This window comes from Streptomyces sp. NPDC026538 (assembly GCF_055567535.1).
Genome location: NZ_JBVHQG010000005.1, coordinates 257,563 through 272,218 on the forward strand (window position 1 = coordinate 257,563; position 14,656 = coordinate 272,218).

14 protein-coding genes are annotated in these 14,656 nt (G+C 71.5%); 4 read left to right on the forward strand and 10 right to left on the reverse strand.

What is annotated here, in order from left to right; genetic code table 11:
- The first annotated feature begins 87 nt into the window (after positions 1 to 87).
- Positions 88 to 768 carry a PH domain-containing protein gene (locus ACZ4N4_RS21650; RefSeq protein WP_467591076.1) on the forward strand — a complete coding sequence of 227 codons (681 nt, stop codon included), beginning with the start codon at positions 88 to 90 and terminating at the stop codon, positions 766 to 768.
- Between the two features lie 339 nt (positions 769 to 1,107).
- On the opposite strand, the gene ACZ4N4_RS21655 is transcribed toward ACZ4N4_RS21650, so the two are convergent.
- From ACZ4N4_RS21655 to ACZ4N4_RS21670, 4 genes are all read right to left on the reverse strand, one after another.
- The gene (locus tag ACZ4N4_RS21655; RefSeq protein ID WP_467591078.1) at positions 1,108 to 2,292 is read right to left on the reverse strand and encodes a hypothetical protein; all 1,185 of its coding nucleotides are present in this window, start codon (positions 2,290 to 2,292) and stop codon (positions 1,108 to 1,110) included.
- Positions 2,293 to 2,471: 179 nt separating this feature from the next.
- A complete protein-coding gene (locus ACZ4N4_RS21660; RefSeq protein ID WP_467591081.1) occupies positions 2,472 to 4,103 on the reverse strand; it encodes a phospho-sugar mutase in 1,632 nt (543 codons plus the stop codon).
- Positions 4,104 to 4,461: 358 nt separating this feature from the next.
- Positions 4,462 to 5,286, reverse strand: coding sequence for a purine-nucleoside phosphorylase (locus ACZ4N4_RS21665; protein WP_351741376.1), 825 nt, complete (start codon positions 5,284 to 5,286; stop codon positions 4,462 to 4,464).
- A 143-nt stretch (positions 5,287 to 5,429) separates the two neighbouring features.
- Positions 5,430 to 5,870 carry a gamma-glutamylcyclotransferase family protein gene (locus ACZ4N4_RS21670; protein WP_453568883.1) on the reverse strand — a complete coding sequence of 147 codons (441 nt, stop codon included), beginning with the start codon at positions 5,868 to 5,870 and terminating at the stop codon, positions 5,430 to 5,432.
- Positions 5,871 to 5,967: 97 nt separating this feature from the next.
- Here ACZ4N4_RS21670 and ACZ4N4_RS21675 point away from each other — a divergent pair, with 97 nt between their 5' ends.
- Both ACZ4N4_RS21675 and ACZ4N4_RS21680 read left to right on the forward strand, forming a co-directional pair.
- Positions 5,968 to 7,416 (forward strand): NAD(P)H-quinone dehydrogenase, encoded by a 1,449-nt coding sequence (locus tag ACZ4N4_RS21675; protein ID WP_453568882.1) that lies wholly within the window; start codon positions 5,968 to 5,970, stop codon positions 7,414 to 7,416.
- A 202-nt stretch (positions 7,417 to 7,618) separates the two neighbouring features.
- Positions 7,619 to 8,551, forward strand: a complete 933-nt coding sequence (locus ACZ4N4_RS21680; RefSeq protein ID WP_450755274.1) for a DeoR/GlpR family DNA-binding transcription regulator — start codon at positions 7,619 to 7,621, stop codon at positions 8,549 to 8,551.
- 90 nt (positions 8,552 to 8,641) lie between these two features.
- Here the strand turns inward: ACZ4N4_RS21680 and ACZ4N4_RS21685 are convergent, their stop codons facing one another.
- Positions 8,642 to 9,217 carry a TetR/AcrR family transcriptional regulator gene (locus ACZ4N4_RS21685; RefSeq protein WP_467591086.1) on the reverse strand — a complete coding sequence of 192 codons (576 nt, stop codon included), beginning with the start codon at positions 9,215 to 9,217 and terminating at the stop codon, positions 8,642 to 8,644.
- A gap of 74 nt (positions 9,218 to 9,291) precedes the next feature.
- Positions 9,292 to 11,064, reverse strand: a complete 1,773-nt coding sequence (locus tag ACZ4N4_RS21690) for an acetyl/propionyl/methylcrotonyl-CoA carboxylase subunit alpha (protein ID WP_467591088.1) — start codon at positions 11,062 to 11,064, stop codon at positions 9,292 to 9,294.
- A gap of 376 nt (positions 11,065 to 11,440) precedes the next feature.
- Between ACZ4N4_RS21690 and ACZ4N4_RS21695 the strand changes: the two genes are divergently transcribed.
- A complete protein-coding gene (locus tag ACZ4N4_RS21695) occupies positions 11,441 to 11,968 on the forward strand; it encodes a hypothetical protein (RefSeq protein ID WP_467591091.1) in 528 nt (175 codons plus the stop codon).
- On the opposite strand, the gene ACZ4N4_RS21700 is transcribed toward ACZ4N4_RS21695, so the two are convergent.
- The 4 genes from ACZ4N4_RS21700 to ACZ4N4_RS21715 form a co-directional block, all read right to left on the reverse strand.
- On the reverse strand, positions 11,940 to 12,542 hold the full coding sequence (locus ACZ4N4_RS21700; RefSeq protein ID WP_467591094.1) for a Maf family protein: 603 nt from the start codon (positions 12,540 to 12,542) through the stop codon (positions 11,940 to 11,942). The genes ACZ4N4_RS21695 and ACZ4N4_RS21700 overlap by 29 nt on opposite strands.
- Before the next feature lie 37 nt (positions 12,543 to 12,579).
- Positions 12,580 to 12,708 (reverse strand): morphogenic membrane protein MmpB, encoded by a 129-nt coding sequence (gene mmpB / locus ACZ4N4_RS21705; RefSeq protein ID WP_453568873.1) that lies wholly within the window; start codon positions 12,706 to 12,708, stop codon positions 12,580 to 12,582.
- Positions 12,709 to 12,818: 110 nt separating this feature from the next.
- Entirely contained in the window at positions 12,819 to 13,028 is a 210-nt protein-coding gene (locus tag ACZ4N4_RS21710; protein ID WP_453380632.1) for an acyl-CoA carboxylase epsilon subunit, read from the reverse strand.
- Between the two features lie 9 nt (positions 13,029 to 13,037).
- Positions 13,038 to 14,633, reverse strand: coding sequence for an acyl-CoA carboxylase subunit beta (locus ACZ4N4_RS21715; protein ID WP_467591098.1), 1,596 nt, complete (start codon positions 14,631 to 14,633; stop codon positions 13,038 to 13,040).
- Positions 14,634 to 14,656 lie beyond the last annotated feature (23 nt).

Genomic DNA, 14,656 nt, shown 5'->3' on the forward strand with positions numbered 1-14,656 from the left:
GGCGCTAGCAGCCAGGAACCATCCGCACCCGCGCACCGCACGTATCCCGCACGGCGCGAAGGCGCAGAGCTGAGGCAGAATCGCGGCATGACCACGCCCCTCGTCAAGGACCGCATCTACCGCTCGCCCCAGGCGCTGATCGGCGGCGTACTTCTGCTCGGCATCATCTGCTGGCTGGGCATCGACGCGCTGATCCGGGGCCACGGCCACACCCCCTGGCTCGCGCTGGCGGCCATGATCCTGCTGGTGCCGCTGGTGGTGGCGTTCACGCTGCGCCCGGCGGTGTTCGCGGGCGAGGACCGGCTGCGGGTGCGGAACCCGTTCCGGGTGATCACGCTGCCGTGGGGGGAGATCGCCTCCCTGCGCTCCGGTTACTCGAACGAGGTGATCGTCAAGTCGGGCGCGAAGTACCAGCTGTGGGCGATCCCCGTCTCGCTGCGGGGCCGCAAGAAGGCGGCCAGTCGGCAGGCGAAGGCGCAGGCGAAGGCGGGGTCGGACGCGCGGCGCGGCCGGACGGGGTTCGCCGGGGGCGGGCTCGGCGGCTTCGGGCTCGGCGGCGCGATCGGGGGCCAGCGGGAGCCCGACGAGGCGACCGGGCCGGCGCGCGCGGACACCGACAAGGTCATGGACGACCTGCGGGAGACGCTGGAGCACCGGGGCCAGGCGGAGTCCGCGCAGGGTGAGGTCACGGTCCGCTGGGCGTACGAGGTGGCTGCCCCGGCGATCGCGGGAGCGGTACTCCTGGCGATCCTGCTGGCGACGGGCTGACCGGCACGCACGCGGTGCCGGGCCCCCCGTGGCGGGTGGCCCGGCACCGTCGTTCAGGGGTTCACCCGGTCGGAGGTCAGCGGACGTCGACTTGGTCGGACGGGGAGACCGCGGCGGCGGTCGTGGCCGTGCCGGCGTAGGACCAGCGGTGTCGCCGTCGGCGTACGCGCGGACGGTGGTGGCAACCGGTGTTCCGCCAGTGAGCCGGGGCGGCGCAACACCTGGGGGGCGGATGCCTCCAGGGGGGCCGGGAGCGCATCACTGCCGCGGTCACAGCCTGCGGTCACCCCTTCGGCGGTAGGCGTCCCAGAAGCAAGCGAAGGCCCAACTCCCCGTGAATCACGGGGCACTCGGCCACACCAGCAGCATGTACGCACCGCAGTAGGCCGAACCCGCCACCGCCGCCGTCAGCGCGAGCACCCGCAACCGCCGTGAGGCGCGGGCGAGATACCCGGCGACGGGCAGCAGCAGCGGGAAGGCGGGGAGGAGGAAGCGGGCCCGCGGGAAGTAGACGCCCCCGCTGGCCACCACGATCACCAGCAGGACCGCGCCGAACACCAGCAGCGGCACCGGCTGCCGGTCCGCCACCGCGAGCCCGAACAGCACGACCGACGCGAGCATCGTCAGGCTCACCACCACCAGGAACAGCTCCGGCCGCGGGACCTGCCCGAACAGATGCCGGAGCCAGCGCACGGTCTCCGCCCCGCCGTCCAGTTCGTTGTGCCACATCCGCTGCACGGCGAAGTAGCCGTCCCAGCGGCCCAGCCGGAGGCCCACCCAGCCGACGTACGCGCACCAGCCCAGCGGCGCCAGCACCGCCGCCGTCAGCGCGCGGGCCGAGAACCGCGAGCGCAGCGAGAGCAGCGCGGTGACCGTCACCGCGGCGGCCACCGCGATCCCGGTCGGCCGGGTCAGCCCCGCCAGCACCGATCCCGCCGCCGCCCACAGCCAGCGCTCGCCGAGCACCGCGTACAGCGTCCACGCGGCGAACGCCGTGAACAGCGACTCGGTGTAACCCATCCACTGCACCAGACCCACCGGGTACGCCGCCCACAACACCGTGAGCAGCACCCCGACCCGCCGGCCGGCCACCCGGTCGCCCACCGCGAACACGCCCCAGGCCGCGACCAGCGACGCCAGCCAGGCGAGTCCGAGCCCGGTACTGGCCCGGGTGCCCGGGGTCAGCACGGCCACGGCCTTGACCAGCAGCGGATACAGCGGGAAGAACGCCAGGTTGTTGTGGTCGTAGGCGATCCCGAGGGTGTGCGTGTACCCGTGGTCGGCGATCCCCAGATACCAGCGGGAGTCCCACTGCGTCGCCAGCATCGGCCACACCCCGTGGTGCCGCCGGTGCGCCCACACGGCGAGGAACACCAGCCCGGCGAGCCGTACGGCGAGATACCCGGCGAGGGCCGGGGCCGCCCGGCGCAGCGCGTGACGGGGGACGCCCGCGGTGGGGAGGTGGGGTCTTCGGGAGCCCGGGATGTGTCCGCTGGGGGCGGTGTCGGGGGCGGTCGAGGACACGGCGGCGGCTCCAGACTCCGGTACGGCGGCGGTGGCGGGCGTTACCCGACCACCGTTTCCCGGCCACCGGGGCACGGCGTGGAGCCCGGGTCAACTACCGCCGGGAAATCACCCGATGGGGTGCTGCGGAGCCGTACATGGGCCAACGAAGTCGAGGGGCGCCCGGGGCGCCCCTCGGTTCAGATGCCGGCTGCTGTCGACAGGTCCTGCTTGATCGCGGCCAGGGTCTCGGCCGCCCTGGCGCGGGCCGCCGGAAGGCCGGCGTGCGTGGCCACCGGGACGACGACCTCCAGGTAGCACTTCAGCTTGGGCTCGGTGCCGCTGGGGCGGACGACGACCCGGGCACCGGTGAGCGTGTAGCGCAGGCCGTCGGTGGGCGGGAGCCGGTCCGTGCCCCGGGTCAGGTCCTCCGCGCCGGTGACGGGGAGGCCGGCGAGCGCGGTCGGGGGCTGCTCGCGGAGCCTGCGCATGGCGTCGGCGATGACGGCGAGGTCCTCGACGCGGACCGAGAGCTGGTCGGTGGCGTGCAGGCCGTGCTCCACGGCGAGGTCGTCGAGGAGGTCGAGGAGGGTACGGCCCTCCTCCTTGAGGACCGAGGCCAGCTCGGTGATCAGGAGCGCGGCGGTGATGCCGTCCTTGTCGCGGACGCCGTCGGGGTCGACGCAGTAGCCGAGGGCCTCCTCGTAGCCGTAGCGCAGGCCGTCGACGCGGGCGATCCACTTGAAGCCGGTGAGGGTCTCCTCGTACGGCAGTCCCGCCTTCTCGGCGATCCGGCCGAGGAGGGAGGAGGAGACGATCGACTCGGCGAACACGCCGGTGACGCCGCGGCGGACCAGGTGGGCGGCGAGGAGGGCGCCGACCTCGTCGCCGCGCAGCATGCGCCATTCGCCGTCGTCCTTGACGGCGGCGGCGCAGCGGTCGGCGTCCGGGTCGTTGGCGATGATCAGGTCGGGGTCGCTCTCGCGGGCCTTCGCGAAGGAGAGGTCCATCGCGCCGGGCTCTTCCGGGTTGGGGAAGGCGACGGTCGGGAAGTCCGGGTCGGGATCCGCCTGCTCCGGGACGAGGACCGGCTCGGGGAAGCCGGCGCGGGCGAAGGCGGCGAGGAGGGTGTCCTTGCCGACGCCGTGCATGGCCGTGTAGACGGTCCGTGCGGTGCGGGGGGAGCCGGGGGCCAGGACGGCGTCCGTACGGGCCAGGTAGGCGTCCAGGACGGTGTCGTCGAGGGTTTCCCAGCCGGTGTCGGGGCGGGGGACGTCGTTCAGGCTCGCGATCGCGTGGATCTCGGCGGCGATCTCCGCGTCGGCGGGCGGGACGATCTGGGAGCCGTCGCCGAGGTAGACCTTGTAGCCGTTGTCGCGGGGCGGGTTGTGGCTGGCGGTGACCTCCACGCCGGCGACCGCGCCCAGGTGCCGTATGGCGAACGCCAGGACCGGGGTGGGGAGGGGGCGGGGCAGGACGACGGCGTGGAGCCCGGCGCCGGTCATGACGGCCGCGGTGTCGCGGGCGAAGTCGGCGGACTTGTGGCGGGCGTCGTAGCCGATGACGACGGTGCCGGTGCCCTGGCCCTGCTTCCTGAGGTAGCCGGCGAGGCCGGCGGCGGCCCGGATGACGACGGTGCGGTTCATGCGCATCGGGCCGGCGCCGAGTTCGCCGCGGAGGCCGGCGGTGCCGAACTGGAGGGTGCCGGCGAAGCGGTCCGACAGTTCGGTGGTGTCACCGGCGTCGATCAGCTTGGCCAGCTCGTCACGGGTGTCCGGGTCCGGGTCCTCGGCCAGCCAGGTCCTGGCCCGGGCGATGAGATCGTCGTGCACGGTCGTCGTCCAACCTCTCGTGGTGTGCCTGCGGCGCCGGTGCTGCTTCGGTGGGGGTGCGCGTAGCGCCTACGGGTGGTGGTGAGTCGGGGTCGGGGCGGGGAGTCTCCGTCCTCGGACCGGCGGTGGACCATCTCGGGTGGTGCGGGGTGACGAACGCCGGCCGCTGCGGGCGGGAACTCCCCACCCCGTTCCTTCCCGCCGCGTGCGAGGACCATGGCGGACCGCTCATGCGGCCAACGGTCCGTTGTGGCGCCGGGTGCGTGTGCCCACTCAGGGGCGCGGGGAACTGCGCGACCAGCCACCGGCGGTCCCGCAGTCGCTCTACGGCCCTCCCTGGCACCCTCTGCCGTGTTTCTCAGATCCTGCCCAGTACCTGCGCGAGCAGCTCGCCCATCCGCGCCGCCGAGTCGCGGCCGGCCTGGAGGACCTCCTCGTGGTTCAGCGGTTCGCCGGTCATGCCCGCCGCCAGGTTCGTCACCAGGGAGATGCCCAGGACCTCGGCGCCGGCCTCGCGCGCGGCGATCGCCTCGAGGACCGTGGACATGCCCACCAGGTCCGCGCCGATGACGCGGGCCATGCGGATCTCGGCCGGAGTCTCGTAGTGCGGGCCCGGGAACTGCGCGTAGACGCCCTCTTCGAGGGTGGCGTCGATCTCCTTGCACAGGGCGCGCAGGCGGGGCGAGTAGAGGTCCGTCAGGTCGACGAAGTTCGCGCCGACGATCGGGGAGGTCGCCGTGAGGTTGATGTGGTCGCTGATGAGGACCGGCTGGCCGGGGCGCATGCCCTCGCGCAGGCCGCCGCAGCCGTTGGTGAGGACGATGGTCTTGCAGCCCGCGGCGACGGCGGTGCGGACGCCGTGCGCGACGGCGGCGACACCGCGGCCCTCGTAGTAGTGCGTGCGGCCCAGGAAGACCAGCGCACGCTTATCACCGAAGGAGTACGAGCGGATCTTGCCCCCGTGTCCCTCGACGGCCGGCGGCGGGAAGCCGGGCAGCTCGGTGACCTGGAACTCGGCGTCGGGAGCGCCCAGGGCGTCGACGGCCGGAGCCCAGCCGGAGCCCATCACGAGGGCGACGTCGTGGGTCTCGGCGCCCGTGAGCTCGCGCAGGCGCGCGGCGGCCGCCCCGGCAGCGGCATGGGGGTCGCCCTGGATGTCGTCCGGAAGAAGAGATGCGTTCACGCGGATGAGAGTAGCCGGTCTGGGCCTACGCGCGTAGATGACTGAGCTCACGGGATGGCGATCGTTGTCTTGTCGTTTCCAACGAGCGGTGTGACGCAGGCAACTTTTGGGTCGGCTGTGTGTGGTCTGTGCGGTTTGGGGGCTCAGCAGGGGCGCTTGCGGAGTTCCATGACGTAGTCGTGCGGGGCGCCCGCCGACTCCGCCGCGTCGGCGATCTCGCCGAGGTAGCGGGCCGAGGGCAGACCGCCCTCGTAGCCGTTGAGGACGTAGAGCCAGGCGGACTCCTCGCCCTCCAGCGTGTGCACGCGCACGCGTGCCCGGCGGTAGATGCCCATGCCGACGCCCTCCCAGCGGTCCATGGACTCCTCGTCCATCGGGGCGAGGTCGTAGAGGCCGACGAAGACCTCGGCGAGGGGGTCCTCGACGATGGTGGCCAGCGCGCCCTCCCAGCCCATCTGCTCGCCGCCGAAGGTCAGCCGCCATCCGTTCAGCCAGCCGGTGGCACGGAGGGGGGAGTGCGGGGCGCGGCGGGACATCAGCCGTGCGTCGAGATTGCCGGCGTACGCGGCGTAGAGCGACGACATGGGGAGAGGGTACGGCAGCCGCCACAGGTACCTCTCCAGCCCCAGGATGCGGCCGGGTGGTGCCCCCGGGCAGTAGCACCTTGAAGCGTGCGGGACAATGGAGTACGTGACTCGGATCGTGATCATCGGTGGCGGACCCGGCGGCTATGAAGCGGCGCTGGTGGCAGCGCAGCTCGGCGCGGAGGTGACCGTCGTCGACTGCGACGGTCTGGGCGGAGCGTCGGTGCTGACCGACTGCGTGCCGTCGAAGACTCTCATCGCCACGGCCGAGGTGATGACGAACTTCGACTCCTCGTACGAGGAGCTGGGGATCATCGTCGCCGACGACACCCCGCCGCTGGAGCAGGCGGCCCGGGTGGTCGGGGTCGATCTGGGCAAGGTCAACCGGCGTGTGAAGCGGCTTGCGCTCGCTCAGTCTCACGACATCACGGCCTCGGTGACGCGTGCCGGTGCCCGGGTCATGCGGGGGCGGGGCCGGCTGGAGGGCATGCAGGCCCTGGACGGCTCGCGGAAGGTCGTGGTCACGGCCGCGGACGGGAGCGAGGAGACCCTCACGGCGGACGCGGTGCTCATCGCCACCGGCGGTCACCCGCGCGAGCTGCCCGACGCCCAGCCCGACGGCGAGCGCATCCTGAACTGGACCCAGGTCTACGACCTCACCGAGCTGCCCGAGGAACTCATCGTGGTCGGGTCGGGTGTGACCGGTGCCGAGTTCGCCGGCGCGTACCAGGCGCTGGGGTCGAGGGTCACGCTGGTGTCGTCGCGGGACCGGGTGCTGCCGGGCGAGGACCCGGACGCGGCCGCCGTTCTGGAGGACGTCTTCCGTCGCCGTGGCATGAACGTCATGGCGCGCTCGCGGGCCGCCGCCGCCAAGCGGGTGGGAGACCGGGTCGAGGTCACGCTCGCGGACGGCCGGGTGATCAGCGGTTCGCACTGTCTGATGGCCGTCGGCGCGATTCCGAACAGCGCCGGTCTCGGGCTGGAGGGCGCGGGCGTCAAGCTACGTGACTCCGGGCACATCTGGACCGACAGGGTGTCGCGGACGACGGCTCCGGGTGTGTACGCCGCCGGTGACGTGACGGGCGTGTTCGCTCTGGCGTCGGTGGCCGCCATGCAGGGGCGGATCGCGATCTACCACTTCCTGGGCGACGCGGTGGCTCCGCTGAACCTGAAGACCGTGTCGTCCAACGTGTTCACCGACCCGGAGATCGCGACGGTCGGCTACACCCAGGCGGACGTGGACGCGGGCAAGATCGACGCCCGGGGTGTGAAGCTGCCGCTGCTGCGCAACCCGCGCGCCAAGATGCAGGGCATCCGGGACGGCTTCGTGAAGCTGTTCTGCCGACCGGGGACGGGGATCGTGGTGGGCGGTGTGGTGGTCTCGCCACGGGCCTCGGAGCTGATCCATCCGATCTCGATCGCCGTCGACAACAATCTGACGGTCGAACAGATCGCGAACGCGTTCACCGTGTATCCCTCTCTTTCGGGGTCGATCGCGGAGGTCGCGCGGCAGCTGCACACGCGGAAGACCGGCAGCGAACTCTGACGGCCGGAATCGACTCCCCGCTGGTCACGGGGAGTTGTCGAGCATGCGTACGGCATAGTCGGGTGGGGTAGCTCCTATACCACTCCCGACCCTGCTGTGCGAACAACTTCTGCTATTCGGCGCAAACTGCTGAAAGCAGACGGTCGTTGGGGTTACTGTCAGTTTCGTGTTCGCTGCAGAACGTCGCCAATTGATCCTCGAAATGGTGCGCGCGAACGGGGCCGTATCGCTCCGTGAGCTCGCCCGCGTCGTCCAGACCTCAGAAGTGACCGTACGGCGGGACGTGCGCGCACTGGAGGCAGAAGGACTCCTCGACCGCCGGCATGGCGGTGCGGTTTTGCCGGGCGGGTTCACGCGGGAGTCCGGCTTTCCGCAGAAGTCACATCTCGCGACCGCCGAGAAGACGGCCATCGCCGATCTCGCCGCGGGTCTCGTCGAAGAGGGCGAGGCCATCGTGGTCGGGGCGGGTACCACCACCCAGGAACTCGCGCGCCGGCTGGCGCGCGTGCCCGGACTCACCGTCGTCACCAACTCGCTTCTGGTGGCGCAGGCGTTGGCCCATGCCAACCGGGTCGAGGTCGTGATGACCGGCGGCACCCTGCGCGGCTCCAACTACGCCCTGGTCGGCTCCGGCGCCGAGCAGTCCCTGCAGGGGCTGCGGGTGTCGAAGGCCTTTCTGTCGGGCAGTGGCCTGACGGCCGAGCGGGGGCTTTCCACGTCCAACATGCTGTCGGCGTCCGTCGACCGGGCGCTGGTGCAGGCCGCCGCGGAGGTGGTCGTCCTCGCCGACCACACCAAGCTCGGTACGGACACGATGTTCCAGACCGTGCCGACGGACGTCATCACCCGGTTGGTCACGGACGAGCCGCCGGCTCACGACGACCGTGCCGCCACGGAGCTCCAGGCCCTCGCCGATCAGGGGGTGCAGATCGCTGTGGCCGGAGCGTCCGGAAACCCGGGGGGTGACCAGGTCCCGGCGCGTCAGCAACAGCATCAACAGCGTCGGGACGTATCCCTTCCGGGGCCGCGGCGGGGCCAGGTGCCCGGGTCGGGGCTGCGGTCGGCTTCGATGATGAACGGGGAGCCGCCGACGGGGGGCGAGCGGGGGCGGGTCGCCGACATGCGGCGGCGGTGAGCGCCGGGTGCCTGGGCGCCGTGCCGGTTCGATCGTCGCACGGGCGCAGGTCCGCCGGGGCCGGCCGCGCCCACGCGGCGGAGCCGCATATCAATACGGCCCCGCGCCCCTGGGCCTCTCTGGCGTGAGTCCCTTCAACGTCAGGGTCAGCAGGCGGTTCGCCAGCTCGGGATCTCCCGGTGACTCCTCCACTGCCAGGGCGATGGCGTGGATGAGTTGGAGCAGGTCGGTGATCTGTACGTCGGCCCGTACCGTCCCCGCTTCCTGAGCGCGGGCCAGCAGGGCCGCGCCGGCCTCCCGCATCGGAGTGCCGCAGCGGGCCAGGGCCGAGGCCGGATCGGTCGATGACGCCGACATCAGGGCCCGGGACAGACCCCGGTACGCCGCCGTGCTGGTGACCACCTCGTGGAGCCACGTGAGCAGACCCCTGCACGGCTCGGGAGCCGTCAGCAACTCGCGGGCCCTGGCGAGGAGTTCGTCCACCGCGTCCTCGAAGACGGCGCTCATCAGGGCGTGCCGGGTCGGGAAGTGCCGGTACAGGGTGCCGATGCCCACGCCCGCCCGGCGGGCCACGTCCTCCAGCGAGGCGTCGGTGCCGTGCTCGGCGAAGACCGTACGGGCCTCGGCGAGCAGCCGGTCGTGGTTGCGTCGGGCGTCGGCGCGCATGGGCCGTTCCAGAAAGTCGGGTGCCCGGCGAACGGGCGGGTGCCGTTCGCCGGGCGACGCGGTTCGGGGTCTCGTCAGTCCTTGATCTCGCAGATCACGGCGCCGGAGGTGAGGGACGCGCCGACCTCGGCGGCGAGGCCCTTGATGGTGCCGGCCTTGTGGGCGTTCAGCGGCTGCTCCATCTTCATGGCCTCCAGGACGACGACCAGGTCGCCCTCCTTGACCTCCTGGCCCTCCTCGACCGCGATCTTGACGATCGTGCCCTGCATCGGCGAGGCGAGGGTGTCACCGGAGGCGACCGGGCCGGACTTCTTGGCGGCCCGGCGCTTCGGCTTGGCGCCGGCGGCGAGGCCGGTGCGGGCCAGGGTCATGCCCAGGGACGCCGGGAGGGAGACCTCCAGACGCTTGCCGCCGACCTCGACGACGACCGTCTCACGGCCGGCGTCCTCCTCCGCCTCGGCGTCGGCCGGGGCGGCGAAGGGCTTGATCTCGTTGACGAACTCGGTCTCGATCCACCGGGTGTGGACCGTGAAGGGGTCCTCGGAGCCGGTGAGCTCGGGCGCGAACGCCGGGTCCCGGACGACGACGCGGTGGAACGGGATGGCCGTGGCCATGCCCTCGACCTGGAACTCGTCCAGGGCACGCGCGGCCCGCTCCAGGGCCTCCTTGCGGGTCCGGCCGGTGACGATCAGCTTGGCCAGCAGGGAGTCCCACGCCGGGCCGATGACCGAGCCGGCCTCCACGCCCGCGTCCAGGCGGACACCGGGGCCGGACGGCGCGTCGAAGGTGGTGACCGAACCGGGGGCGGGCAGGAAGTTGCGGCCCGGGTCCTCGCCGTTGATCCGGAACTCGAACGAATGACCACGCAGTTCGGGGTCGTCGTAGCCGAGCTCCTCGCCGTCGGCGATCCGGAACATCTCGCGGACCAGGTCGATGCCGGCGACCTCCTCGGTCACCGGGTGCTCGACCTGGAGGCGGGTGTTGACCTCCAGGAAGGAGATCGTGCCGTCCTGGCCGACCAGGAACTCACAGGTGCCGGCGCCCTCGTAGGCGGCCTCCTTGAGGATGGCCTTGGAGGCGCGGTACAGCTCGGCGACCTGCGCGTCGGACAGGAAGGGGGCCGGGGCCTCCTCCACCAGCTTCTGGTGGCGGCGCTGCAGCGAGCAGTCACGGGTCGACACCACGACCACGTTGCCGTGCTTGTCGGCCAGGCACTGGGTCTCCACGTGCCGCGGCCGGTCCAGGTAGCGCTCCACGAAGCACTCCCCGCGCCCGAAGGCGGCCACCGCCTCACGGACGGCGGAGTCGTACAGCTCCGGGACCTCCTCGAGGGTGCGGGCGACCTTCAGGCCGCGCCCGCCACCGCCGAAGGCGGCCTTGATCGCGATCGGCAGGCCGTGTTCCTCGGCGAACGCCACGACCTCGTCGGCACCCGAGACCGGGTCCGGGGTACCGGCGACCAGCGGGGCGCCGGCGCGCTGGGCGATGTGCCGGGCGGCCACCTTGTCGCCGAGGTCGCGGATGGCCTGCGGCGGCGGACCGATCCAGGTCAGGCCGGCGTCCAGGACCGCCTGGGCGAACTCCGCGTTCTCGGAGAGGAAGCCGTAGCCCGGGTGGACGGCGTCGGCCCCCGCCTCGCGTGCCGCGTTCAGGACCTTGTCGATGTCCAGGTAGCTGGTGGCCGGGGTGTCACCGCCCAGGGCGAACGCCTCATCAGCGGCGCGGACATGCAGAGCGTCCCGATCCGGGTCCGCGTAGACGGCCACGCTCGCGATCCCTGCGTCCCGGCAGGCCCGGGCCACGCGGACAGCGATTTCGCCACGGTTGGCGATGAGCACCTTGCGCACGATTGAGGCTCCCTCCTTGAAACAAGCCGAGTTTAGGGAAGGCCGACACGGCACTTCGACCCGTCCCCAATGGTGAGCTTGCCCACACGGAGCGTGATGCGAGGCTCGCCCGACCCGCGAAAGCCCTTGTCGCACCGCGGTACGCAGGACTCCTTCGGAAAACCCTAGCCCCGCGATGTGCTCAAGGTCTCTGTGAGAGCGTGCCGCGCCCCACAGCGTTTCTTTGTTGAGTCCCTACGAATGGCCCAACGAATCTTTGCCGACGCCCGGCCCCTTGTCCCCGGGTTTACCCGTTAGTAGCGTTCGCGATGTCTTGAACGTACTTCAAGTAACAGCGGCTCTCGTGGGGCCGTGACCTGAAAGTGGGTGGGGGCCGGTGGTGCGCAGACCGGTGGCTTGGGCCGTGGCGGTCATACTCCTCGCGGAGGCACTCGGCGTCGCCGCGCTCAACTGGTTCATGGGAGTGGTGGTCGACCGTCAGGACATGTCCCTGGCCGGGCTCGACCCTGACAACATGTCGATGACCGCGAAGATCGGCGCCGTGGTCTTCGGCCTCTACTTCGCGCTGTGCGCCCTGGTGGCCCTGCTGGTGGCCATACGCAACCGGGCGCCCGCCGGCCTCGGCCGCATCCTGCTGATCAGCGTCGCGGTCGTACACGGCCTGCTGGGCGCCGTGGCGTGGGGCCTGATCGGCTGGACCGCGTTCCTGTCCATGGTGGTCGTCCTGGCCCTCGTCGTGCTGCTGTTGATGACGTACGACCGGACGGAGGGCGCGGGCGCCGGGGCGCAGGCCGACGGGGGTGCGGACGGTTCCGGACCGGCTGCCGGTGAGCCGGAACCGGAACCGAGGAAGGACACGCCGGCCGCCGGGCCGGTCACTCCGCCGGCGCCCACAACTCCGTGATGCCGATGCCGAGCTCCCCGAGCAGCCGGCGGACCAGGGGCAGGCTGATGCCGATCACGTTGCCGTGGTCGCCCTCGATGCCGTCGATGAACGGCGCGCTGCGGCCGTCCAGGGTGAACGCGCCCGCCACGTAGAGGGGTTCGCCGGAGGCGACGTACGCGGCGACCTCCACGTCGGTGGGCTCGCCGAACCGGACGACGGTGGAGGCGGTCGCCGACACGTGCCGGTTGCTCGCCGTGTCCCACACGCAGTGCCCGGTCTGCAGGGTGCCGGCCCGGCCGCGCATCGACTTCCAGCGGGCGGTCGCCTCCTCGGCGTCCGTCGGCTTGCCGAGCGCCCGGCCGTCGAGGTCCAGCACCGAGTCGCAGCCGATCACGATCGCGCCCTGCACGTCGGCGCGGGCGGCGACGACGGAGGCCTTGGCCTCCGCGAGGGCGAGGGCCAGTTCGGCCGGGGTGGGGGCGGTGACGGCGTCCTCGTCGACGCCGCTGACGATCACCTCGGGAGCGAGACCCGCCTGGCGCAGGAGGTTCAGCCGGGCGGGGGACTGGGAGGCGAGGACGAGTCTGCGCATGGCGTCAGCGTATCGGTGGGCGCGGACAGGTGAGTGCTCACCTCACGCCGAGAACGATCATCAGCAGGAGCATGACCAGAGCCAGGAAGACGCCGAGCCGCCGGAGGGTGTTCTGCATGTCCTGCAGGTCCTTCGGCGGCTCGTCGTCAGGGTCCGACCACAGCATGCCACCAGCGTGCGGCTCGGCCGACCCAGGGCGCCTGAGTAGGGGTACTTAGATCGGTGCCCCGGGTTGTTGTTCCGTGCGCGGTTCCCCGCGCTCCTTGGGCGTTTTTCTCAGCTTGGCCAGTACGTGCGGGTCCAGGCCGTCGGGCTCGGGGCGGGGACCCGGTGCTGGGCGATGCGGGACGGGTCGGACCAGGCGGCCCGTGCCGTGGGGGTGCCGGACGGGGCGGTTGCCAGGGCCGCCGCCCTCGCCCTGACCACCGCCAGAGCGGCGGCCAGTTCCTCCGGGGTCGGGTTGCCCCGTATGACCTTGATCGTCACAGCGGCTCCTTAGAGGGGGATGTTGCCGTGCTTCTTCGGCGGCAGGGACTCGCGCTTGGTACGGAGCTGGCGCAGGCCCCGTACGACATGGCGCCGCGTGTCCGACGGCATGATCACGGCGTCGATGTAACCGCGTTCGGCGGCCGTGTAGGGGTTGAGGAGGTGGTCCTCGTACTCCTGGATCAGACGGGCGCGCACGGCTTCGACGTCCGCGCCGTCGGACTCCGCCTCGGCGAGCGTGCGGCGGTGCAGGATGTTGACGGCGCCCTGGGCGCCCATGACGGCGATCTGGGCGGTCGGCCAGGCGAGGTTGAGGTCGGCACCCAGGTGCTTGGAGCCCATGACGTCGTAGGCGCCGCCGAAGGCCTTGCGGGTGATGACGGTGATCAGGGGGACCGTCGCCTCGGCGTAGGCGTAGATCAGCTTGGCGCCGCGCCGGATGATGCCGTCGTGCTCCTGGTCGACGCCGGGGAGGAAGCCCGGGACGTCGACGAAGGTGATGACCGGGACGTTGAAGGCGTCGCAGGTGCGGACGAAGCGGGCCGCCTTCTCGCTCGCCTTGATGTCCAGGCAGCCGGCGAACTGCATCGGCTGGTTGGCGACGATGCCGACCGGGTGGCCCTCGACCCGGCCGAAGCCGGTGACGATGTTCGGCGCGAACAGGGTCTGCGTCTCGAAGAACTCACCGTCGTCGAGGACGTGTTCGAGCACCGTGTGGATGTCGTACGGCTGGTTCGCGCTGTCCGGGACCAGGGTGTCCAGCTCGCGGTCCTCGTCGGTGACGGCCAGGTCCGCCTCCTCCGGGAAGACCGGGGCCTCGGAGAGGTTGTTGGACGGCAGGTACGACAGCAGCTGCTTGATGTACTCGATGGCGTCCTTCTCGTCGCCGGCCATGTGATGGGCCACGCCGGAGACCGAGTTGTGGGTGCGGGCGCCGCCCAGCTCCTCGAAGCCGACGTCCTCGCCGGTGACCGTCTTGATGACGTCAGGACCGGTGATGAACATGTGGGACGTCTGGTCGACCATGACCGTGAAGTCGGTGATGGCCGGGGAGTACACGGCGCCGCCGGCACAGGGCCCGACGACCAGCGAGATCTGCGGGATCACACCGCTCGCGTGCGTGTTGCGGCGGAAGATCTCGCCGTACGCGCCGAGGGAGGCGACCCCCTCCTGGATCCTGGCGCCGCCGGAGTCGTTGATGCCGATGACCGGGCAGCCGGTCTTCAGGGCGAAGTCCATCACCTTGACGATCTTCTGGCCGTAGACCTCGCCGAGGGCGCCGCCGAAGACGGTGAAGTCCTGGGAGAAGACGGCGATCGGGCGGCCGTCCACCGTGCCGTATCCGGTGACGACGCCGTCGCCGTACGGGCGGTTCTTCTCCAGGCCGAAGTCGGTGGAGCGGTGGCGGGTGAACTCGTCCAGCTCGACGAAGGAGCCCTCGTCGAGGAGCAGCTCGATCCGCTCACGGGCCGTCAACTTGCCCTTGGCGTGCTGCTTTTCGACCGCGCGCTCCGAACCGGCGTGTGTCGCTTCATGGACACGGCGCTGGAGATCCGCGAGCTTCCCCGCGGTCGTGTGAATGTCGATCTCTTCCGGCTCGGACATCGGGATGCGGCTCCCTGCCTGCT

Excerpts from the sequence above, each read along its gene's own strand:
- ACZ4N4_RS21650 (WP_467591076.1), top strand. The coding sequence starts at position 88 with ATGACCACGCCCCTCGTCAAGGACCGCATCTACCGCTCGCCCCAGGCG.
- ACZ4N4_RS21670 (WP_453568883.1), bottom strand. The coding sequence starts at position 5,870 with ATGTCGTCGCTCTACGCCGCGTACGCCGGCAATCTCGACGCACGGCTG.
- ACZ4N4_RS21675 (WP_453568882.1), top strand. The coding sequence starts at position 5,968 with ATGGAGTACGTGACTCGGATCGTGATCATCGGTGGCGGACCCGGCGGC.
- ACZ4N4_RS21680 (WP_450755274.1), top strand. The coding sequence starts at position 7,619 with ATGGTGCGCGCGAACGGGGCCGTATCGCTCCGTGAGCTCGCCCGCGTC.
- ACZ4N4_RS21685 (WP_467591086.1), bottom strand. The coding sequence starts at position 9,217 with ATGCGCGCCGACGCCCGACGCAACCACGACCGGCTGCTCGCCGAGGCC.
- ACZ4N4_RS21700 (WP_467591094.1), bottom strand. The coding sequence starts at position 12,542 with ATGCGCAGACTCGTCCTCGCCTCCCAGTCCCCCGCCCGGCTGAACCTC.
- mmpB (WP_453568873.1), bottom strand. The coding sequence starts at position 12,708 with ATGCTGTGGTCGGACCCTGACGACGAGCCGCCGAAGGACCTGCAGGAC.
- ACZ4N4_RS21715 (WP_467591098.1), bottom strand. The coding sequence starts at position 14,633 with ATGTCCGAGCCGGAAGAGATCGACATTCACACGACCGCGGGGAAGCTC.